We start from the raw sequence: 19,711 nt of genomic DNA, 5'->3' as shown, positions 1-19,711 counted from the left end.
GGTACAGGCTCTAAGCCTGTACCGCCTTTTTGTTCAGCAATTGTTCGAACGCATCGTTGAAATACTGCATCACGTATTTCGCCACATGACATTCGAAGGACGCGTAATCCGTTACTACCTGCGACGGATCCGCTATAAATTCGCGTACCCGTTCAAACGTGAATTGCGGCTGATCAATAAACAACGTATTGGTTGCTCCCGGTACGACTATGAGCGACGAATGCATCAGCAGCTGGGAGGATAAAGCGTTGGAAGTCAGGGAGAGCGAATCCTCGGAGCCGACCAACGTCAGCGTTGGATGGGCCAGTTGCCCAAAATCCATGTTCACCGGAGACTTCATGTACAGCTCTAACGTATCAAAATACGTATCCGGCGCTACCGATATGTAGGCCGATATGATTTTCCCGTATAACCCGTTATCCGGGGACAGCTTAAAGATTCCGCTAACCATGCTTTCAGCAAGAGAAAGCATGGCCCCTTTGCTTGTCAGCCGCTTGCGGATATGGACCGCGGATTCGATTGTTTTTCTTGGCAGAAAGGCTGGCGTGGATAGCAAAAGAAGGCTTTTGACAAGCTCGGCATGCAGAATGCTGAACTTCACCGCTAAGGTTGCGCCAAAGCCATGACCCAGCACATGGACCGGTCCAAGCTCCAGCTGAAGCAGCAGCAAACGCAAGTCCTCCGTAAACAGCTCCCAGCTTAGCGCAGCATCGCCCCGACCGGTACGGCCATGGCCCCGAAAATCGAATGCAACAACCCTGTAATGCGCATAGAAATAAGGCAGGATAGGCTCCCAAACCTCCTGGTTCAGCCCCAAGCCATGTATAAAAACGATGGTTTCCGAAGTAGATTCCGCATTATAAATCTGATAGTTGACCGGAATATCCCGTAATTGGATAAATGGCATAGAATCCTCCTACGCAATGAACTGAATCTATCATATCGCCATTACGTCCATCCGTCTGTTGACTTTAAGTCACATTGCAGATAATCTCAAAGGAGAATACTAGATTCTGGGGGCGGGACTAACGTGGATATTCGCATCGAATTTGGACAGAGAATCAAAGAGCTGCGCGCCCGGAGCGGAATGTCACAGGAGCATCTGGCCTATCGGGCCGGCCTTGACCGGAGTTACATAAGCGGCGTTGAGCGCGGGGAACGGAATGTCAGCATTATCAATATCGAGAAGATCGCCTCGGCCTTGCAAATCAGCGTGACCTATCTATTCTCGGGCGAACGCTTCTCTCCCAAGCAGGCCTATCAGCCGAAGGACTTCCTTGTTCCTTTCAAAGACCGGGTTCATTACACGCTGGATCCGGATAAAAAGCTGCTGTCTTTCCAGGTAAACGGCCTGGCATCGGGCAAGCAGGACGTCGAGTACATGTCCAATATCGTGCTTGGCATATGCTCCGCATACGGGAAAGACGAGCTGGACGTTCTTGTCGATCATCGCGGCATGGTGACCTCCGACGGCCAACCGGTCGTCTATTCGCCCGAGGTTGCGGAAAGAGCCGTGCAATTCCAGCAGGAGCTTACCGCCTACAGCAAAAAGGTGCTTGTGCTTTGCAATTCGGAGTTTATGGTCGAGCAATTGAACCATGTAGCGAAAGCAAGCGGCATTTACGATAAAGCGTCCCATCTGTTCGACAAGGACAGGGATATGGTCGGCAAAGCATATGAAACCTTCGATATTCATGACCATCCGTTTATCCGGACGAACAAATAATAAATAACCGCCCTTTCCAGGGCGGTTTTTTTGCATTAAGACAGGATACCGTTCAAGCGTCTCGGCCGATTCACCAGATAAATACTGCCAAGCACCAGCACAAGTCCGATTAATAGCGAATAGGTAAAGGGCTCATGCAGGAATACGGTGCCAATGAGAATAGCTACAAGCGGAATCAGGAAGGTGAAGGATGCTACCTTGCCTGCCTCTCCCGAGTCCATCAGCTTATAGAAGACAAGCCAGCCAAGCGCGATAACAAAGACGGAGATGAACAGCAGGCTGACCACAAATCGGCCGCTCCATTCTACCTCCGACCAGCTTTCGGTTAACGAACCAAGCCCGGTCATAAACACGCCGCCGATGAGCAGCTGCATCGTAACGAGCCAAATATGATCCACCTTGCCGCTGGATTTTTTTACATAAATGGTACCAAGCGCCCAGCTGAGCGCAGATCCCAGCGCAAGCAGAATGCCCGCTGCCGAAATATGCCCCGATGCGCCGCTCGCCCCGCTGGATATCACCCCTACGCCTGCAAAGCCCAGAACCAAGCCAATCACCTTTAACCCGTTCATCAGCTCGCCAAGCCATAACCAGGAGAAAAAACCAACCAGTACGGGCTGAAGAAAAACAATCGCCGAGAACAGACCGGCCGGCAAATACTGAATGCCAATCGTCTGAAGCCCGTAATACAGCACAACGTTAACGACCGCGGACAGAAGATAAATAGGCCATGTCTGCCGGAATTGCAGAAGGCGGTATCTTGGGACCGCGGCAGCTAGAAGGAGCAAGCCTCCAAGGAGCGTCCTGACTCCCGAGAACAATATCGGCGGCATGAAATGAAGCGCGTATTTGGAAAGCGGCCAGTTGATCCCCCATACCAGCACGAGAAATGCGATGAGTACAACGGTTTGCCGCTTCGATAAGGTTTGCATCATGAATGTTTCCTTTCTGATAATGCTCTAATGTCCCAGCAGGAGCGGCGTCAAAAACAAGGTAATAATCGCCGTCAGAATCATTGACACGCTGGATACGGTGCCCGAGATGCTGCCAAGTTCAAAGGCTTTGGATGTCCCCGCCCCATGGGCGCTCGTTCCAAGCAGAACACCGCGCGCAACCTCGTTGCGGATCCGGAACAGGCGGATAATCGGAGGCCCGACCAAGGAGCCGAAAATTCCGGTAACCATAACAGCAACAGCCGTTATCGTCGGAATGCCGCCTATAGATTGGGAGACATTCATCGCGATCGGCGTTGTTGCGGAATGCGGAATAAGACTGTAAATGATTTTATCATTAAGTCCAAAGCCTTGCGCCAGCCACAAAGACGAAGCAACGGCAGCCGCCGAGCCGGTGAATACGCTGATCATGATCTGCGCGGCATGCTTTTTGACGAGATCATAATGTCTGGACAACGGAATAGCAAACGCGATCGTGGCCGGCCCCAGCATATCCGACAGCCAATGGGCACCCGTGTTATAGTCGGCATAACTGGTTCTTGTCATCGCCAGCAGCACGATAAGCACCAACGGGGTCACGATTAATGGCGATAAAAGCATAATCGGTTTATAACGGTAAATTTTTTGGGCCAACATATAGACAACTACGGTAATAAGCAAACTTACGGCCTCCATAATCATACTTGCGATTCCTCCTTTCGCTTAGCAACCCGCTGCGCCACCAGTCCGCTGCATAACATGACGATAACGGTGCCTAATGTAAGAACAAGCGCGATTTGCACGCCGGCGCTCCTAATAAGCTGCTTGTAGCCAATAATGCCCACCGCGGGAGGGATAAAAAAGAGCAGCATCGTCGCTATAAGCCAATCGGAGCCGGACTCCACGAGTTTGCGCGGAATTATCTTCGCCTGCAGCAGGATAAACAGGATCAGCATACCCAGAATGCTGCCGGGAACAGGCAAATGAAGCCATCCAACCATATGATTCATCAGCCACGAGAATACCATAAAGAACAAAACCTGAATGATTAATTTAGCTGCGTAACGCATAACGGCCAACTCCCTTTAATGGAAGTGTACAGCAGCCCTTTTCATAGGTAAAATACATTTACAGAATGGTTTTCATTCCAATTATCTATGGATAAGGAGAAGCCTGCGCTTGGATATCAGACATTTGCAGTATTTTGTGGAGGCCGCCCGCTTCCAGAGCTTCACGAAAGCCGCGCATTCCCTATACATTACCCAGCCGACTATCAGCAAGATGATTAAAAATCTGGAAGAGGAGCTGGGGGTTGTCCTTTTCGAACGCGTCGGCAAAAAAATCGCATTAACCGATGCCGGCTCGATTCTGCTGGAGCAAGCCCAGCAAATGGTCCAATCGTTCGGCAATATGAACTCGCGGCTGTCCGAGCTGATGGAGCTTAAGGTCGGCCATATTCGCATCGGCCTGCCGCCTATGGTCGGAGTCACCTTCTTCCCCCGCATTATCGGAAAATTCCGCGAGAAGTATCCCAAAATTACGATGCAGCTGTTTGAGCACGGAGCTAAAAAAGTCGAAGCCGACGTAGGCTCCGGAGCGCTGGATATCGGAGTTATTCTGCTGCCGACGAACGACGAGAAGTTCGAATCCTTCTGTTTCTTGCGGCAGGATCTCATGCTGGTTGTCCCTCCGTCGCATAAGCTCGCCGGCCGGAAAGAAGTGCCGCTTATCGATCTCAAGGAAGAGCCGTTCCTGTTCTTCCATGAGGAATTTACGCTTCATGACCGAATTCTTGCCGAATGCGAGAAGCTGGGCTTCCAGCCGGATGTCGTCTTCAAGAGCACCCAATGGGATTTCATCAGCGAGATGGTAGCCGCAAAGCTCGGAATCGCGCTGCTGCCCGAGGCGATATGCCGGGAGCTCGATCTGGAGCGGCTTCGCATCATCCCGCTGACCTCGCCAAGCATTCCCTGGCATCTGGCCATGATCTGGCGCCGGGACAGCTACCAGTCATTCGCTTCGCGGGAATGGATTGCTTTTGCGCGGGAGGCGCTTCAGCAGGAGCTTTGAACAAAAAGAACACGACTTCCCTTATTGGAAGCCGTGTTCTTTATTTACTCCGTTATTTTGCTGCCTCTGTCAAATGAACCGTAACTCTCCAGCCCCATTCCGTAACAAGCATATAATCTTCGCCTGGCTGGAAACCGGTCGTATCAAATGTATATTCTTGATCTACTGCATCATCAGGAATTACAACTTTGCCACCGAAATTATTGTTAACTTCTTGCTCATACTCGTAGTTCCCGCCCGGTGTATCATCAAGAACAAAGTAAACCGTTCCGCCGTGGGTTGCTGTAAAATGAATCACCGTTCCCACCGGCACTGTCATGCTGTTTTTTCTTTCGCCATCTACCTTAATTAACATATAGGAGTCGTGTTGATACGATATTGTTTCATCGTTCTGATCATCGCCATTTAAGGTCTCTAAAGTTCCTGCCGCAATCTTAAACCGCACCTCTCGCAGCGTAAACTTTTTCTCAGGTGTATAAAGAATTTCATTTCCGTTAATTTCCACGACATCTCCCGCACTTAGCGGCAGAAACTCATCGTTGCTGTCTTTTGTGGCTACTGTTATCGCCGTGCGGAGATCTTTACCCTCAACCAGCTTTACATCCCGGTTAAACTCAATTCTGAACTTCTCCCACTCGAAGTTGGTCTCGGCACCGCCGCCCGCCGAAGCAAGCGGAGTTCCGGCCTTATCCAGGACTGTAACCATCCGATGATAAGAAGATTTACCCTCGGAATCGATGACAACCACGTACATCCAATTGTTGAAGGTTAAATCGCTAGTATCAAAGCTTGCCGGAACATCTTTTTTCACTTCCATTTTCTTGGCTTTACCGGCATCAACCAAAGCATTCAGCATATCGGTATTTTCGAAGTATTCATCCGTGAAATACGCTACCCCGTCACGTGTACTTGTCACCGTTACAGGTTCGCCGCTGATGACTCGGTCTTGGGCAAGAGCTATCTCAAAATACATGCTTCCCGGATTACTGCCGCCGGTATTGCCGCCGCCTGTGTCGCCACCGCCGGTATTGCCGCCGCCGGTATTGCCACCGCCGGTATTGCCACCGCCGGTATTGCCGCCGCCTGTGTTGCCGCCGGCGCTCCCGCCTCCAGCGCTGCCTCCGCCGAGATCACCGCCGCCAATACTGCCTTGAGTATCCGTACCTGCAGGCTGCTCTTTTCCGCCGACATTCACTTTGACATCAGAGGGAACATTACTGCCGGTCTCCATTTTGTTCGGGGCCTTATCCATGGATACGCCAGTGGAGTTAACAACCGCTTTTTCAACCGTACCTTCACCAAGCATCTTAACCGCGGCGTTTAGTACCGCATTTACAATGGATGCTTCCTTGTCAGCTTGCACGCTTGTTCCGGCAGCCGAGTCCGCCACAACCATCTGATCAATAGATCCTTTTGGGATCTGAACAATGATGCTTTCCGCTTCAACATTGACGGTATCAAAATGCCCAGTCAATACAACGCGCGAATTATTCGGCAATTGATTCGAAAGGGTTACTTTACTAATATCGGCACCTTCTGACGCCTCCAACTTGGCGCCGGTTTGAACGGTTATTTCCTGAACGGTCGTTTTACCTTGCGCTACGATCCGCACAGTGCCTTCCGCTTTATTAACGATTACGGTAAGAATCACGGAATCTTCAAGATGAATGCTGTTCTCGCCTCCGCCATATACGAAGGTCTTTCCATGAACGGTAACGTTTTTCAAATAAACATCGCCATTGCCTACACCTTTGCCAATAATCAGATCGCCGGCAATGTCCATATTTTGAAGGGTGGTGCCTGCCGAATTCACAATAACGCTGCCAGATTGTTTCTGCACGCCTTCGGCAGGGCCGTTAACCCCCTCTTCCGTCCAGATACCGTAGGTATTAAAAGCACGGTCTAGAATGCTCGCTGCTTCAGCGCGCGTAACTTGCCGGGCCGGCTTGAAATCTCCATCCGTGTATCCTGTGATAATGCCTGCTGACGCAGCGGAAGCAACTCCCTGTAACGCCCAGCTTGAGATCTTGCCGGCATCATGGAACGAAGCGTTTGCAGTTGCCGCCGGAAGCGAGAGCAGTTTTGCTATTGTTAGCGCTGCTTCCTCGCGTGAAATATCGGCCCCCGGTCGGAATGTTCCGTCCGTATAACCTTTCATGTAGCCTGTCCCTAAGGCAACGGCTACATCATTAGCGAACCAGTCCGCAGCAACGACATCCTTAAATGGATTCTCTGCTGCTTGACGATATTGGAATAGACGATTAATTAGTGCTGCCCATTCTGCGCGCGTAATAGCACGCTCCGGCTCAAACTTCTGTGAGGTTACACCGTTAATAACCCCTCTTGAACTCCAACGGTCAATGGCCGATTTTGCCCAGTGCCCGGACACATCAACGAAGCTCGCGGCGGTATCATTCACAGCCGTTGTTTCCGAGGTTTCCTTGGGTTCCGGGGTTGCCGCGCTTGCCGCTCCTGCGAACAACGCTCCACATACAAGCAGCGTCGCAAGCAAAAGACTAGTTACTTTTTTCATGATTCGCGCTCCCTATTTGGTTATTCTTGCCTACTAAATTCACCTCTACTAAAATATCATAGCAGGTACTAAAGTTCTATAACTATTTTCAAATTTTTAGGATGTTGCAGGAATATTAGTAATAACAGCAAACAAATAAAAGGGCGATTGCTGCATCCTGATGGAAGCAAAAATCGCCCTTAATATAGATTTACATTAAATCTAAAATGCTATATTTAAATATCCTCGTTTAGCTTCCGCTAACCCGCGGTCCTCCCGGAGGCAGGCCGCCTGGACCACCTGGACCTCCCGGTCCGCCCGGGCCGCCTGGTCCCGGTCCGAATCCCGTTCCGAATCCTGATCCAAATCCTGGTCCAAATCCCGGTCCGCCCCATGGCGGACGCGGAGGCGGGCCCCAGCCCCACCACGGCGGACGCGGCGGTTGTCCCCAGCCCCACCATGGCGGTCTCGGCGGCTGCCAGCCCCACGGCGGCGGGAATCCGCCTTGCGCACCTGGCGGAAAGCCACCTGGGACAAATGTCCGATTAGATTTCGTCATTGTAAATGACTCCTTTATCAGAAAAGTAATGGAATGCCTGCGTTAGCGTATGCCAATACCCAACGGTTGGTATAGGCAACCGTACACCTTCCCGGGAATAGGTGAATACCCTATAGCAACTTTTCTGTTATGGAGGACCAACATGATTCCCATTTATCCTTATTACAGCCAGGAAACCAAATGCAAGCAGTCACCGGTAACCTTCCCCCCGCAGCATCAGGATCATCAGCCCGGCCTGGAATATCTCATGAATCCGACTCCGATCTCGGATAACCCGGCATACAAGGGCAGCGGCAAACTAAAGGGCAAGGTTGCGATTATTACGGGCGGTGACAGCGGGATCGGCCGCGCCGTTGCGATCGGATTTTCCAAGGAAGGCGCGGATGTAGCGATCGTTTATTTGTACGAACGCGAAGACGCGCTGGCAACCAAGCAGATGGTAGAGCAATACGGAGGACGCTGTTTGCTCATCGAAGGCGATCTTAGAAAGCCGGAATTTTCCTCGGAGGTTGTACGAAAAACAATCGGGCATTACGGCTGTCTGGATATCCTGGTCTTAAATCAAGCCGTGCAATTCCCGCAAAAATGCATTCTGGATATTTCCGACGAGCAGCTCGAGGATACGTACCGAACAAACATCTTCCCGCACTTCTATCTAACGAAAGCTGCCCTGCCCCACCTGAAGGCCGGCAGCTCCATTATTAGCACGGCATCCGTTACGGCTTATGCGGGAGCACCGCTGCTCATTGATTATTCCTCGACCAAAGGGGCCATCGTCTCCTTCACACGCTCCTTGTCTCTCCAGCTCGTAAGCTGCGGCATACGCGTAAATGCCGTTGCTCCCGGGCCGATCTGGACGCCGCTTATCGTATCGAGCTATTCCGCTGAATACGTCAAAACCTTTGGCCTGGAGACGCCGATGAAACGCGCAGGTCAGCCGTTCGAGCTTGCTCCTACTTATATCTATCTCGCTTCCGACGATTCTTCATTTGTTACTGGTCAAGTGCTGCATGTAAACGGCGGGGTTATGACGGAGACGTAGACGATTCCATCCCGTCAGCGAGCGACACAAGCTTGTTAATCGTGTTCCAGTTGCGGACGGTGGAATGTACGCCAAGCTTTTCCGCTTTCACGGCGAGTTTGGAATTACGTACCGTTTCATAAAACAGCAGATACAAATCCCGTCCCTTACAGTCGAAGAGCTCCTTATCCGTCTCGAACGACCGGAGCGTCTCCAGCTGCTCAGCTGTCGGCGCTTCCAGCATCATCGACACATACAGGTATTCTCCCTGCGCCGTGACCGCAGCCGCCGCAAGCTGTTCTTCGGTAAACGGGCAGCTTGCGGCGATAACCCGCATCTCCTCCGCTGTCCGTATAATGACCTTGATTGAAAGCCCAAACACCGTTTCAATCTGCTCCTCGATCCGGCTCCGCAGCGCGGCTTCCCCCTCATCGGATTTGAACAGAATATTGCCGCTCTGAATATACGTCTGCACATCCTGCAGTCCGATTGCGGTTAAGGCCTCGCGCAAGTCGGCCATCTTGATTTTGTTTTTTCCGCCGACATTAATGCCTCGCAGCAACGCAATATTTACGGTCATCGTTCATCGTTCCTCCTTCATCCTCTCAAACTGCTTGGCGTGCAGGTCTTTGTATACCCCGTTTTGCTTAAGCAGCTCTTCATGCCGACCCTTTTCCACAATCGTTCCGTCCTGCACGACCAAGATTTGATCGGCGGCCATTATGGTAGACAACCGGTGCGCAATAACGATACTTGTCTTATTCTGCAGCAGGACGCTCATTGCCTTCTGAATATAGTACTCCGATACCGTATCAAGCGAGGAAGTCGCTTCGTCCAGAATAATGACAGCGGGATCTTTAAGAAGAACCCTTGCAATGGAAATCCGCTGTTTTTCCCCGCCCGACAGCTTCATCCCCCGGTTGCCCACAACCGTGTCGTACCCGTCCGGCAGCTCCATGATGAACTCATGGATATAGGCCGCTCTGCACGCCTCCTGCATTTCCTCTTCCGAAGCTTCGTCATTGGCATACATCAGATTCTCCCGAATCGTCCCGTTAAACAAGTAACTATCCTGGGTGACCAGGCCAATCTGGGACCGGAGCGACTCCAGCGTCATATCCTTGATATCCGTACCGCCGATCCGGATACGGCCGGAGCTTCGTTCATACAGGCGCGGCAGCAAATTCGTGATGGTTGTCTTCCCCGCTCCGCTTGGACCAACTAGTGCTGTCATGGTCCCCGATTCGGCCTTAAACGAGACGTTCCTCAGAGCGGGCTTGTCCTTCTGATAAGCAAAGCTTACATCCTCAAACTCAATATTTTTACCCGAAATATCCACTGGAAGCGCCTCCGGCTTATTCACGATGACCGGCTCCATGTCGAAATAGTCGAAAATCCGTTCAAACAAAGCAATCGAGCGGTTGATATCAACGTATAGATTCGTCATTTGGCCAAAAGGTCCGTAAATCCGCCCGAGCAAAGCAACAAAGCTGATAATTTCCCCGACCGATATCTCGCCTTGAATATACAAATAACCGCCATACAAATAAATCAGCATCGGTCCGATCGTCGTAAACGTGGACAGCAGCATCATAAACCAGCGTCCGGCCATCGATTCTCTGATCTGAAGACGGGTCGACTCGGCGTTTACGGCCTTGAAGCCTTCGTATTCCTTCCGTTCCTTCGTGAACAGCTTCATCAGCAGGTAACCGCTAATGCTAAGCGTTTCCTGGATGATATGGTTCTGCTCGGACATTTTCTCTTGGGTCTCTTTCGCGATTTTCCAGCGGACGCGGCCCATCTTTCTCGTTGGAAAAAGAAACAGGGGAACTACAACCATTCCAAGAATGGCCAGCTTCCAGTTCATGACGAACAGCGTACCAAGCGTGGTCGCAAGAATAAACAGATTGCTCGCAAAATTGACGACGGTGCTGTTGAACACGCCCTGAATGCCGGAAATATCGCTTGTCATTCTGGTAATGACTTCGCCCTGCTTTACATTGGAATAGAACTGCATGGGCATCTTTTGCAGATGGCGGTACATCTGGTTTTTCATATCGTATACGATATTTTGCGAAATATAGGAGTTGAGATAGCTCTGCAGCACGCCTAGCAGGCCGGACGCAACCGTTGCCGCAAGCGATATGAGAACCAGCTCCGCGAGCAGCCTCATATCTTTATTCGGCAGCGCATCGTCCACGATATGCTGGATAAAAATCGGCGGCAGCAGCCCCAAACCCGAGGATAGAAGCAAAATAAACAACACGACTACGGTCTGTTTCCAGTAAGGGACAAAATAAGCGGAGATGCGGACGAGCATCGCTTTCGTAATAGTCGGCTTCGCTCCGTCGTCAAACTTCATTTTGTTAAAGCCCATTCCCCCTGGACCCCCGTATATTCTGGACATCGGTACCCCTTCTTTCGTAAGCGTCCGCTTAGAGATGGCTCAAAATCTGCTGATGCAGCTGATGCAGCTTGTCGACATCTTCCGGAGGCAGGTTCTCAAGAGCGCCGCTCAAGGCTTTATAAGAGGCCGCTTCCTGATTGTACAGCTCGCACAGCTCTTCGCCGGCAGGCGTAATAAACAGCTGAATCTCTCTCCGGTCCTGCTCCGAAGGCTCTCTGGCAACAAGCCCTTGCTGAACAAGCTGATCGATATGAACGCTGACCCGGCTTTTCGCGAAGACAAGCTTCTCCGTCAGTTCCTTCTGCTTCTGCCCGGGGTTCAGCCGCACCGACTCCAGTATATTGATCTGATGAACGGTTAAACCGAGATTAGCCGCACTGTGAAAAGCCAGCCTCTTCAGTTGGCGGGTAATCCGGAAAAAAGACTGGTAAATATCCATTGCATCCGTTGCCATCTTGGAAACCCCTTCTTAGTTATCGTTGTAAACCGTTACGGTTGTAAACTAATTATACGCAAAAAGAAGAGAGCCTTCCAGCCCTCTTCTTCCGTGCCTAAAGTGTTACCATAGAATTTAGTATAAAGGATATTTCTGCCGCAAATCCTCCCGGTGAAGCACATGAGAGTCCTCGCGAATGTAATGGCAGACATAGGAGCGGCGCCAGCGCTCCTTGCTCCGGTTTTTGCCTGACGAATGGATAAGAAGCTCGCTGAAAAACAGGATATCCCCCTTCTCCATCACTACCGGGGTCTGCCTGCTTGTATCCACGCCTTCCGTCTCCTCGGTCCAGGGCTCATGCTCCTCGATGTTTTTGACCGCGCCATGGGGCAGCAGCCCAAGCTTATGGGTGCCGGGCATGACCCATAAGCAGCCGTTCTCGACATCGATCAGCTCCTCCATCGCCGTCCATGCGGCAATCATCGTCATCGGATCATTCTTGATATAGTAATAATCCTGATGGGCAGCCTGTCCCGGCGAGCCCGGTTCTTTGTAGAAATACATGCTTTGCACGCATACCGCTTCTTTGCCCATCAGCTGCGCAAGCGCCCCTCGGACCAGCGCATGCTTCATCAGCTGCCTGGACATGCCGTCATGCTTATGCGGATTAAAAAGACGCAGCGAATATTTCTTGGACTCCTCGCAAGCCGCCCATTCCGGCATAGGAGACTGGTTCCTGATATCGTAAATGTGTCCGTTAAAGGCATCAATCAAATCGCCGGACATGCCGTTCTTCCATAACAAATATCCGTTCTCTTTGAAAAAAGCAATCTGTTCATCCGACAGGGGAGTGAGCGGAGCCGTATAAGTCGTGTTCACTAATCATTCTCCTTTAAGATTGATTTTGCTCGAGCGATACTCTCATCGTACTCCCGCCACCGGTTCCGGACAATGGCTGCGAATTACACAATCGTGTCTGTCATTGATATTTCCAATCCGTTACCCTTACAATCATGGTGAGGTGATTTTATGCATGTAGCATCAGCCGTAGCTGGCTCCGTCGTCTATCCCCCTGGCGGAAAATTCGGTCCGCGCATTCAACAGGATCTTCAGCTTGTGATGCTGTACACCGGAGAGATGTCTGTTACGATCGACGGCCGGGAGCTCCATGTTCAGCCCGGACATGTCGTGCTGCTTATGCCCGGGCACGAAGAGCAGTTCGTCTTCTCGAAAACCGAGGATACCTGGCACCGCTGGATTGCGGTGCATGTGCCGGAGCTGGAAGAGCATATCCGGGAATCGTTCCGGCTGCTGCCGGAATGCCTGCCGCTTAACGAGGAAATGAACCGGCTTACGGATCTCCTGCTCCGTCTTCAGCGGGATACTCTGCCAACCGATCCCGTCATTCTGCAGCTTGGACTCGCCGCCTTGCATTTGTATCCGATTGAATCGAAGCGGTCTTTGGAGCAGAAGGAGAAGCATCCGGCGATTTATGCGGCATTAGCCTGGATAAGCGAGCATTTTGCCGAGGAAGCAACCTTAAAGGAAATAGCCGCTGCCGCAAACGTCTCTCCCGAGCATCTGGTCAGACTGTTTAAGCAATATGAGCAGACTACGCCATTTCAATATTTATGGAACTTCCGCATTCAGAAGGCGGTTGAACTGCTTACCAATACGGGGCTTACCGTGACGGAGATCGCGCAGCGCTGCGGCTTCAAGACCTCCCACCACTTTGCGAGGCAGCTAAAGCAGGCCACCGGACGTACCGCCTCGGAGATCCGGCAATTGTCATGGAGCGGTCTGCGTAAGGCTTAAATCGGATGCATTCATCGCTTGCGCCGGTAAAAGCACCCCTTCGAGGTAGGTTTTATTATGCAGGACGGACGGGTGATCCCGGCGGTAGGCGCGTGCGATTTCATTATGCTCGCAGGCTTTCAGCCATTCTCCAAGCTTGTCGTAACAGGCGCAAAGCTGAAGATGAGGCAGCCAGGTTGAGCAAGCTGTGTTTTGCATGGGCTTAACGATCGTGTAACGAAAAAATTCATCAAAAAAAGCACGGAGCCGCCGCTCCGCGCTTTTTTCTATTAAGTGTTGTAAGGATCAATCGTTTGAATCGTACCGTCTTCGTTGTACTTCAGCTCGGTAAATTTCACGCTGCGCTTATGGTCTACGCCGCCGGAAAGCGATGCATCATGGTAGAACAGATACCACTTATCCTGGAATTCCACGATGGAATGATGGGTGGTCCAACCGATTACCGGCGTCAAAATGGTCCCTTTGAAGACAAACGGTCCCTGCGGATTGTCGCCTACCGCATACACGAGCTTATGGGTAGAGCCCGTTGAATACGAGAGATAGTACTTGCCTTTGTACTTGTGCATCCACGGACCTTCGAAATAACGGCGGTCTTCGTCGCCGGCAAGCAACGGATTTCCTTCTTCGTCCACGATCGATATCTCTTTTGCCTCGGATTTGAAGGTCAGCATGTCATCGCTCAGTTCCGCTACACGCGGACCAAGAGCTGGCCCGTTTACATCCGGATCTGCGGCATCCGCAACGAATTCGCCGGTTGTCCACTTCTCCAGCTGTCCGCCCCACAGACCGCCGAAGTACATATAGGCTCTGTTATCTTCATCCACGAGAACGGCAGGGTCGATGCTGAAGCTGCCGGGAATATAGTTCTCTTCTGCTTTGAATGGCCCCGCCGGAGTCGAGCTTGTTGCTACGCCAATGCGGAATATGCCCTCTTGGTCTCTAGCAGGGAAATACAAGTAATAGGTATTGTTCTTGAATGCGGCATCCGGTGCCCACATTTGCTTGGACGCCCAAGGCACATCCTTCACATGAAGAGCTTCGCCGTGATCGACGCACGGGGAATTGACGTCGTCCATGGACAAAATGTGATAATCCTCCATCTGATACTGATCGCCGTTATCGTTAGTCGGGCCGTCATGATCGAGGTCATGGGAAGGATAAATATAAATTTTGCCTTCGAAAACATGCGCAGAAGGATCTGCCGTAAAAATATGAGTTACGATTGGTTCATTTGGTTTGGACATATGCTTATTCTCCTTTTCGCGCATAACTGGTACCATGCTAATACACCTTTTTCATTCTAACTTTATTCAGCCTGCGTTAAACTACATAAATTAAAGAACATTGCCTGTAAAATTAAGATTTCCGCGCAAAAAAACCGTGCAATCGGCGGATCGCACGGTTTTTTCCCAGTTTTTGCACAACGATTATGTTTCCGTTGCGAGTACGATACGTCCGCGGCCGTGTCCCGCTTCCGAGCGGATATGGGCTTCGCGCGCTTCTCCCAGCGGATAAAGAGCCTGGACTTGCGCGTGAACTGCACCTTTGACGATCAACTCCGCAATGTCCGATAAATCCTGCTTGGAGGCCAGTGCCGAGCGAAGCACGCGCACCCTCTCCTGCTGTCCACGCTCAAACGGAGGCTGACCCGCAATGGTAAGCAAAGCCCCTCCCGGCTTGATTAACGCCCAGGAACGTTCAAGCGTGGCGCCGCCAACCGTGTCCAGTACGAAATCCGCTTCCCGCTCCAGCCCCGCTTCAAACGGACCGGCCGTATAATCAATCGCGTGATCCACGCCAATGGACCGGATAAAATCCATATTCGAAGGGCTGGCCGTTCCAATCACATAGGCCCCTTTCCATTTGGCGAACTGGACGGCAAACAAGCCTACTCCGCCGCCTGCACCATGAATAAAGACGCGGTCCCCGGCCTTGATGCCCGCATTGTTGATTGCGCACCAGGCCGTCGTTGCTCCGCCGGAAATCGTTGCCGCTTCGGCAAAGCCGATGGAGGAAGGCTTAAGCGCGACCGAATCCGCAGGAGCCGTTGTGTATTCCGCATAGGTTCCGTTGATGCTTCTTCCGAATACCTCCTGCCCGGTTATAAGCCCGGTCACACCCGGACCCGCGCTTTCGATTACGCCGGCAAAAGCCGTCCCGGGTATGACCGGGAATCTCACGGGCATCGGGAATAATCCTTTGCGGATTTTCCAATCCACGGGCAGCACGCCGGCAGCAGCAATACGGATCAGCACCTCGCCTTCCTTCGGGACCGGTTTTGGAGCTTCCTCCAGCTGCAGCACCTCGGGGTCTCCAAACTGATAATAACGGATAGCTTGCATCGTTTGAGCCATAGAATGGGCCCTCCTTATTGGAATGTCATGCGGAATCGTGTAAAATTAACATACGGAATGAACACATATTGAGTATACTCACTAATAATTTGATAACCAGACTATAGGAATTCATGTGTCAAAAGTCAAGGAGGAACTATGGAAGCATCCGAAACGACGATACCGTCAGCCGGCCATCTGCTGGAAACGCTGCTCCGGACAACCCACCGGCTGCATCTCCGGTTCGAAGCCCAATTATCCGCCTTCGAAGTTCCGGAATATTTGTCCGGACCAAGGCTGCGCTTCCTTGTCTCTGTCGCCGAAGCCGGACAAATCCGGATGAGCGATATCGCCGCAAAGCTTGGCATCAAGCCGCGGACCGTTACGCAATTCGTGGATGCGCTTGAGCAGGAGAAGCTGATCGTTCGCCAACCTGACCCGGAAGACCGCCGGGCTACTTTTATCCAATTATCCGACACAGCGCCTCCTCTCATTCAACAAGCGCGGCTTGCGATGAGCGAGTCCGCAGACATGGTGCTCGCTTCGATAACGCCGGAGGAACGCGGCGAGCTGCTGCGTTTGCTGCATCAACTGAGCGAATAACCGGAAAGGATTACAGCTTATGAGCTTTTCATATACCGATGATGATGTCCGTGTGTTATGCGGCCGGTTTGCCTTCGAAGAAGGAGAGGCCATCTGGCAGGCGGGCGGGGTGACGATATTGCGGTATGACCCGGACAAGCCGTTCTGCGAAGCCAATGTCCGGACGAACCGCGACCTGACCGTGACGGCTACCCGCCTCCGCGGCGAGATCGTGGCAACCTGCACCTGCCCGGACTTTGATCCCGAAGATAAATATTGCGAACATGTCGCAGCCATGCTGCTGCATCTGTTAGAGCTGCCTGAGATGCCTGAGGAAGCGCTAAACCTGGCCCGCATCTCGGCAAGCGACCAGCTGCTGTCGTCCAGCATATTGGACTTATTCGGCAGCCGGGAACGGGGTCAGTCCGCGCTTCTTGGCAGTACGCGTTATGTAAGAGATACCCGCATACCCGTTGAGATTCAGTTCACCTGCGTGATCTTCTCGAGCGGTTACCGGAACTACCGGATAGGAATCGAGCTCCGGACGGGTCTTGGCAGGCTGTACGTCGTGCCGGATATCCGCGCATTTATCGAAGGAATAGCCTTAAACGTCACTCGCACCTTCTCCAAGCAGTTTACGTTTAACCCTGCCGAGCACCGATTCCGAAATGAAGATTATGCCTTGCTGGGCGAATTGGCCCGGATCAGCAGGAACGAAGCGCTGTATCAGGAGGAGGCGGCTCCTTTCAACGGAAAGGCTCGCGGAAAACCAAACAACCGGATGCTTATGATTCCCCCGGCGGATTGGCCAACCGTGCTGCCTCTGCTTGCCGCTTGTCCTTCCGTGCTGATTGATCAGGAGGGCACCGTTACCGCCGGCCTCCAAATAAACGACGAAGCCTCTCCTGTCCGATTCGAATTTGGCGAGCAGGACGAGAGCGGCTTTCAGTTGAATGTTGAAGGATTAGACAAGATTACCGTCTTACCCGCCTACAACATGGTGCTGAGCGAAGGCCGGATGAAGCGGCTTCCCGAGGCCTCGTGCAAACAGCTGGCCGATTTCAAAAATATGCTGGACGCCTCGCACCGTCGGCATGTCGTCATTTCGCCGGAACAGATCGAGCCTTTTATGGAGAAGGTTGTCCCCGAGCTGATGAAGCTTGGTCAAGTTCAAGTGACTCGGAGCGTATCGGAAAAAATCGTGCAAACTTCCCTGCAGGCGAGACTTTATCTGGACCGGATCCGGGACCGACTGCTTGCGGAGCTGGAGTTTCAATACGGGGAGATCAAGATCAACCCGCTGGCGGCTCACGCGGATTACAAGACCGGGGACCGTATCCTCCTCCGGGACGGAGACCGGGAGAACCAAATTCTCGATATTATGGAGCAAAGCGGTTTTATTACCACCGAGCTTGGCTACTACATGCAAGACGAGGACAGCGAATACGAGTTTCTAAGACATACCATTCCCAAGCTGGAGAAGCTGCTGCAGGTCCATGCCACCTCGGCCGTCAAGACGAGAATCGTTGCCCCGAATACGCCGCCTTTGCTGAAGGTTGAAGTGGACGAGAGAACGAACTGGCTGGAATTCAAGTTCGAGCTGACCGGCATTTCCGACGACGAGATCCGCAGCGTGCTCCGTTCTATCGTGGAGAAACGCCGATACCACCGGCTGCAGGAAGGCGCGCTGCTGCCGCTCGAGGGCAAGGAATACGAGGCTATTACGAGGATTATTAACGAGACCGGCTTCCTCCGTTCGGACCTGAATCAATCCGTCTTCCGTATCCCGGTGGCGCGCGGACTCCATCTCGGGGATTTCGAGAATGAAGGAAGGACCATTCAGCTCGGCAAATCGCTGCGAAAGCTGCTGGCTCATATCCGCAACCCGGATCACCTGGAATTCGAAGTACCGGTCACGCTGCGGCATGTGCTGAGGGATTATCAGACTTACGGCTTCCAATGGATGAAGACGCTGGCCCATTACCGGTTCGGCGGCATTCTCGCGGACGATATGGGACTTGGCAAAACGATTCAAAGCATCGCGTTCCTTCTCTCCTGTCTTCCGGAGATCCGGGAACTGGAGCAGCCCGCCATTATCGTTACGCCGGCTTCCCTTATGTACAATTGGCTTAGCGAGCTGAAGAAGTTTGCTCCGGAGATCCAAGTCATCATCGCAGACGGCACGAGACCGGAGAGAGCTGCCAAGTTAAGGTCCCTGAAAGGGATAGACGTCGTCATCACGTCGTACCCGCTGCTGCGCCGGGATATCGAGCTGTACGTCCAGCGCTTCTATCATACGGTTATTCTGGATGAAGCGCAGGCGTTCAAAAATCATACCACCCAAACCGCGCAGGCCGTAAAAGCGCTGCAGGCCAAGAACCGTTTCGGGTTAACCGGTACTCCGCTTGAGAACAGAGTCGAGGAGCTGTGGTCCATTTTTGGCGCCGTGTTCCCCGAGCTGTTCCCTGCCCGCAAGGTGTTCTCCGACCTGCCGAGGGAAAACATCGCGCGCCGCGCGCGCCCCTTCCTCCTGCGCCGCCTGAAGACCGACGTGCTGAAGGAGCTGCCGGATAAAATCGAGACCCTGCAGGCCACCAGTCTGCTGCCGGAACAGAAGAAGCTGTACGTCTCGTATTTGGCCAAGCTGCGTACGGAAACCGTCAAGCATCTGGATAATGACCGGAGCTTCCAGCAGAACCGGATCAAAATTTTGGCCGGCCTGACCCGGCTGCGCCAAATCTGCTGCCATCCGGCGTTATTTATTACCGATTACGAAGGCAGCTCCGCCAAGTTCGAGCAGCTGTTCGAAATCGTGGAGGAGTGCCGCAGCACGGGCAAACGGATGCTGATCTTCTCGCAGTTCACCGAAATGCTGGGACTCATCAGCAAAGAACTGGTCCGCCAGGGCATCACTTATTTCTACCTCGACGGCAGTACCAAAGCCGCCGAGCGGGTGGAGCTATGCAACCGGTTCAACGACGGGGAGAAGGATATCTTCCTCGCATCGCTAAAAGCAGGCGGAACAGGACTTAACCTGACGGGTGCCGATACCGTCGTTTTGTATGATCTGTGGTGGAATCCTGCCGTCGAGCAGCAGGCTGCCGACCGGGCCCACCGGATTGGTCAAACCAAGGTGGTTCAGGTTATCCGGCTGGCAGCCCACGGCACGGTTGAAGATAAGATGTACGCGCTTCAAGAACGGAAGAAAAATATGATCGACGACATTATCCGGCCCGGCGAGGAGCAGCTATCATCGCTTACCGACGCGGATATCCGCGAGATTTTGGCGATTGGCGCCGATGAACGGGATTTGTAAGA

The 19,711-nt window shown here is 52.4% G+C and carries 19 protein-coding genes; 7 read left to right on the top strand and 12 right to left on the bottom strand.

From position 1 onward, the window contains the following. Nucleotides 1-10 precede the first annotated feature (10 nt). Entirely contained in the window at nt 11-907 is an 897-nt protein-coding gene (locus tag EV294_RS03430) for an alpha/beta fold hydrolase (protein WP_132303827.1), read from the bottom strand. Between the two features lie 123 nt (nt 908-1,030). Here EV294_RS03430 and EV294_RS03425 point away from each other — a divergent pair, with 123 nt between their 5' ends. Further along, on the top strand, nt 1,031-1,726 hold the full coding sequence (locus EV294_RS03425; RefSeq protein WP_132303825.1) for a helix-turn-helix domain-containing protein: 696 nt from the start codon (nt 1,031-1,033) through the stop codon (nt 1,724-1,726). Between the two features lie 35 nt (nt 1,727-1,761). Here the strand turns inward: EV294_RS03425 and EV294_RS03420 are convergent, their stop codons facing one another. The 3 genes from EV294_RS03420 to EV294_RS03410 are packed head-to-tail and all read right to left on the bottom strand — an operon-like array spanning nt 1,762 to nt 3,728. Beyond that, a complete protein-coding gene (locus EV294_RS03420) occupies nt 1,762-2,658 on the bottom strand; it encodes a DMT family transporter (RefSeq protein ID WP_132305258.1) in 897 nt (298 codons plus the stop codon). A gap of 27 nt (nt 2,659-2,685) precedes the next feature. Next, entirely contained in the window at nt 2,686-3,360 is a 675-nt protein-coding gene (locus EV294_RS03415; protein ID WP_132303823.1) for an LrgB family protein, read from the bottom strand. Further along, nucleotides 3,357-3,728 carry a CidA/LrgA family protein gene (locus tag EV294_RS03410; protein WP_132303821.1) on the bottom strand — a complete coding sequence of 124 codons (372 nt, stop codon included), beginning with the start codon at nt 3,726-3,728 and terminating at the stop codon, nt 3,357-3,359. Before EV294_RS03410 ends, EV294_RS03415 begins: the two co-directional genes overlap by 4 nt. 109 nt (nt 3,729-3,837) lie before the next feature. Here EV294_RS03410 and cidR point away from each other — a divergent pair, with 109 nt between their 5' ends. Continuing rightward, nucleotides 3,838-4,728, top strand: a complete 891-nt coding sequence (cidR, locus tag EV294_RS03405; RefSeq protein ID WP_132303819.1) for a cidABC operon transcriptional activator CidR — start codon at nt 3,838-3,840, stop codon at nt 4,726-4,728. A 52-nt stretch (nt 4,729-4,780) separates the two neighbouring features. On the opposite strand, the gene EV294_RS03400 is transcribed toward cidR, so the two are convergent. After that, on the bottom strand, nt 4,781-7,261 hold the full coding sequence (locus EV294_RS03400; protein ID WP_132303817.1) for an S-layer homology domain-containing protein: 2,481 nt from the start codon (nt 7,259-7,261) through the stop codon (nt 4,781-4,783). A gap of 229 nt (nt 7,262-7,490) precedes the next feature. Beyond that, nucleotides 7,491-7,799, bottom strand: a complete 309-nt coding sequence (locus EV294_RS03395; protein ID WP_132303815.1) for a hypothetical protein — start codon at nt 7,797-7,799, stop codon at nt 7,491-7,493. A 142-nt stretch (nt 7,800-7,941) separates the two neighbouring features. On the opposite strand from EV294_RS03395, the gene EV294_RS03390 reads away from it, so the two are divergent. Next, a complete protein-coding gene (locus tag EV294_RS03390; protein ID WP_132303813.1) occupies nt 7,942-8,841 on the top strand; it encodes an SDR family oxidoreductase in 900 nt (299 codons plus the stop codon). Here the strand turns inward: EV294_RS03390 and EV294_RS03385 are convergent. The 4 genes from EV294_RS03385 to EV294_RS03370 form a co-directional block, all read right to left on the bottom strand. Continuing rightward, nucleotides 8,825-9,400, bottom strand: coding sequence for a DUF1697 domain-containing protein (locus tag EV294_RS03385; RefSeq protein ID WP_132303811.1), 576 nt, complete (start codon nt 9,398-9,400; stop codon nt 8,825-8,827). The two genes, EV294_RS03390 and EV294_RS03385, sit on opposite strands and share 17 nt — an antisense overlap. Before the next feature lie 3 nt (nt 9,401-9,403). Continuing rightward, nucleotides 9,404-11,227 (bottom strand): ABC transporter ATP-binding protein, encoded by a 1,824-nt coding sequence (locus tag EV294_RS03380; RefSeq protein ID WP_243711553.1) that lies wholly within the window; start codon nt 11,225-11,227, stop codon nt 9,404-9,406. Between the two features lie 28 nt (nt 11,228-11,255). Continuing rightward, entirely contained in the window at nt 11,256-11,681 is a 426-nt protein-coding gene (locus EV294_RS03375; RefSeq protein WP_132303808.1) for a MarR family winged helix-turn-helix transcriptional regulator, read from the bottom strand. A 117-nt stretch (nt 11,682-11,798) separates the two neighbouring features. Further along, the gene (locus EV294_RS03370; protein ID WP_132303806.1) at nt 11,799-12,542 is read right to left on the bottom strand and encodes a phytanoyl-CoA dioxygenase family protein; all 744 of its coding nucleotides are present in this window, start codon (nt 12,540-12,542) and stop codon (nt 11,799-11,801) included. Nucleotides 12,543-12,692: 150 nt separating this feature from the next. On the opposite strand from EV294_RS03370, the gene EV294_RS03365 reads away from it, so the two are divergent. Then, entirely contained in the window at nt 12,693-13,478 is a 786-nt protein-coding gene (locus EV294_RS03365; RefSeq protein WP_132303804.1) for an AraC family transcriptional regulator, read from the top strand. A gap of 57 nt (nt 13,479-13,535) precedes the next feature. After that, nucleotides 13,536-13,658, top strand: a complete 123-nt coding sequence (locus tag EV294_RS30990) for a hypothetical protein (protein ID WP_347813047.1) — start codon at nt 13,536-13,538, stop codon at nt 13,656-13,658. Between the two features lie 89 nt (nt 13,659-13,747). On the opposite strand, the gene EV294_RS03355 is transcribed toward EV294_RS30990, so the two are convergent. Both EV294_RS03355 and EV294_RS03350 read right to left on the bottom strand, forming a co-directional pair. Further along, the gene (locus tag EV294_RS03355; RefSeq protein WP_132303802.1) at nt 13,748-14,722 is read right to left on the bottom strand and encodes a glycoside hydrolase family 43 protein; all 975 of its coding nucleotides are present in this window, start codon (nt 14,720-14,722) and stop codon (nt 13,748-13,750) included. 183 nt (nt 14,723-14,905) lie between these two features. Beyond that, nucleotides 14,906-15,832 (bottom strand): NADP-dependent oxidoreductase, encoded by a 927-nt coding sequence (locus EV294_RS03350; RefSeq protein ID WP_132303800.1) that lies wholly within the window; start codon nt 15,830-15,832, stop codon nt 14,906-14,908. A 138-nt stretch (nt 15,833-15,970) separates the two neighbouring features. Here EV294_RS03350 and EV294_RS03345 point away from each other — a divergent pair, with 138 nt between their 5' ends. Both EV294_RS03345 and EV294_RS03340 read left to right on the top strand, forming a co-directional pair. Then, nucleotides 15,971-16,414, top strand: coding sequence for a MarR family winged helix-turn-helix transcriptional regulator (locus tag EV294_RS03345; protein ID WP_132303798.1), 444 nt, complete (start codon nt 15,971-15,973; stop codon nt 16,412-16,414). Nucleotides 16,415-16,433: 19 nt separating this feature from the next. Continuing rightward, a complete protein-coding gene (locus tag EV294_RS03340) occupies nt 16,434-19,709 on the top strand; it encodes a DEAD/DEAH box helicase (protein ID WP_132303796.1) in 3,276 nt (1,091 codons plus the stop codon). Nucleotides 19,710-19,711 lie beyond the last annotated feature (2 nt).

Source organism: Paenibacillus sp. BK033, from assembly GCF_004345425.1.
In the GTDB taxonomy this organism is placed as follows: Bacteria; Bacillota; Bacilli; order Paenibacillales; family Paenibacillaceae; genus Pristimantibacillus.
The sequence above is the reverse complement of the archived record's forward strand: the minus strand, read 5'-3'. Positions and strand labels throughout refer to the sequence as shown.

Bases quoted from the DNA above. Each gene is read 5' to 3' on its own strand.
- EV294_RS03430 (WP_132303827.1), bottom strand. From the start codon at position 907: ATGCCATTTATCCAATTACGGGATATTCCGGTCAACTATCAGATTTAT.
- EV294_RS03420 (WP_132305258.1), bottom strand. From the start codon at position 2,658: ATGCAAACCTTATCGAAGCGGCAAACCGTTGTACTCATCGCATTTCTC.
- EV294_RS03415 (WP_132303823.1), bottom strand. From the start codon at position 3,360: ATGATTATGGAGGCCGTAAGTTTGCTTATTACCGTAGTTGTCTATATG.
- EV294_RS03410 (WP_132303821.1), bottom strand. From the start codon at position 3,728: ATGCGTTACGCAGCTAAATTAATCATTCAGGTTTTGTTCTTTATGGTA.
- EV294_RS03400 (WP_132303817.1), bottom strand. From the start codon at position 7,261: ATGAAAAAAGTAACTAGTCTTTTGCTTGCGACGCTGCTTGTATGTGGA.
- EV294_RS03395 (WP_132303815.1), bottom strand. From the start codon at position 7,799: ATGACGAAATCTAATCGGACATTTGTCCCAGGTGGCTTTCCGCCAGGT.
- EV294_RS03390 (WP_132303813.1), top strand. From the start codon at position 7,942: ATGATTCCCATTTATCCTTATTACAGCCAGGAAACCAAATGCAAGCAG.
- EV294_RS03385 (WP_132303811.1), bottom strand. From the start codon at position 9,400: ATGACCGTAAATATTGCGTTGCTGCGAGGCATTAATGTCGGCGGAAAA.
- EV294_RS03380 (WP_243711553.1), bottom strand. From the start codon at position 11,227: ATGTCCAGAATATACGGGGGTCCAGGGGGAATGGGCTTTAACAAAATG.
- EV294_RS03375 (WP_132303808.1), bottom strand. From the start codon at position 11,681: ATGGCAACGGATGCAATGGATATTTACCAGTCTTTTTTCCGGATTACC.
- EV294_RS03365 (WP_132303804.1), top strand. From the start codon at position 12,693: ATGCATGTAGCATCAGCCGTAGCTGGCTCCGTCGTCTATCCCCCTGGC.
- EV294_RS30990 (WP_347813047.1), top strand. From the start codon at position 13,536: ATGCAGGACGGACGGGTGATCCCGGCGGTAGGCGCGTGCGATTTCATT.
- EV294_RS03355 (WP_132303802.1), bottom strand. From the start codon at position 14,722: ATGTCCAAACCAAATGAACCAATCGTAACTCATATTTTTACGGCAGAT.
- EV294_RS03350 (WP_132303800.1), bottom strand. From the start codon at position 15,832: ATGGCTCAAACGATGCAAGCTATCCGTTATTATCAGTTTGGAGACCCC.
- EV294_RS03345 (WP_132303798.1), top strand. From the start codon at position 15,971: ATGGAAGCATCCGAAACGACGATACCGTCAGCCGGCCATCTGCTGGAA.
- EV294_RS03340 (WP_132303796.1), top strand. From the start codon at position 16,434: ATGAGCTTTTCATATACCGATGATGATGTCCGTGTGTTATGCGGCCGG.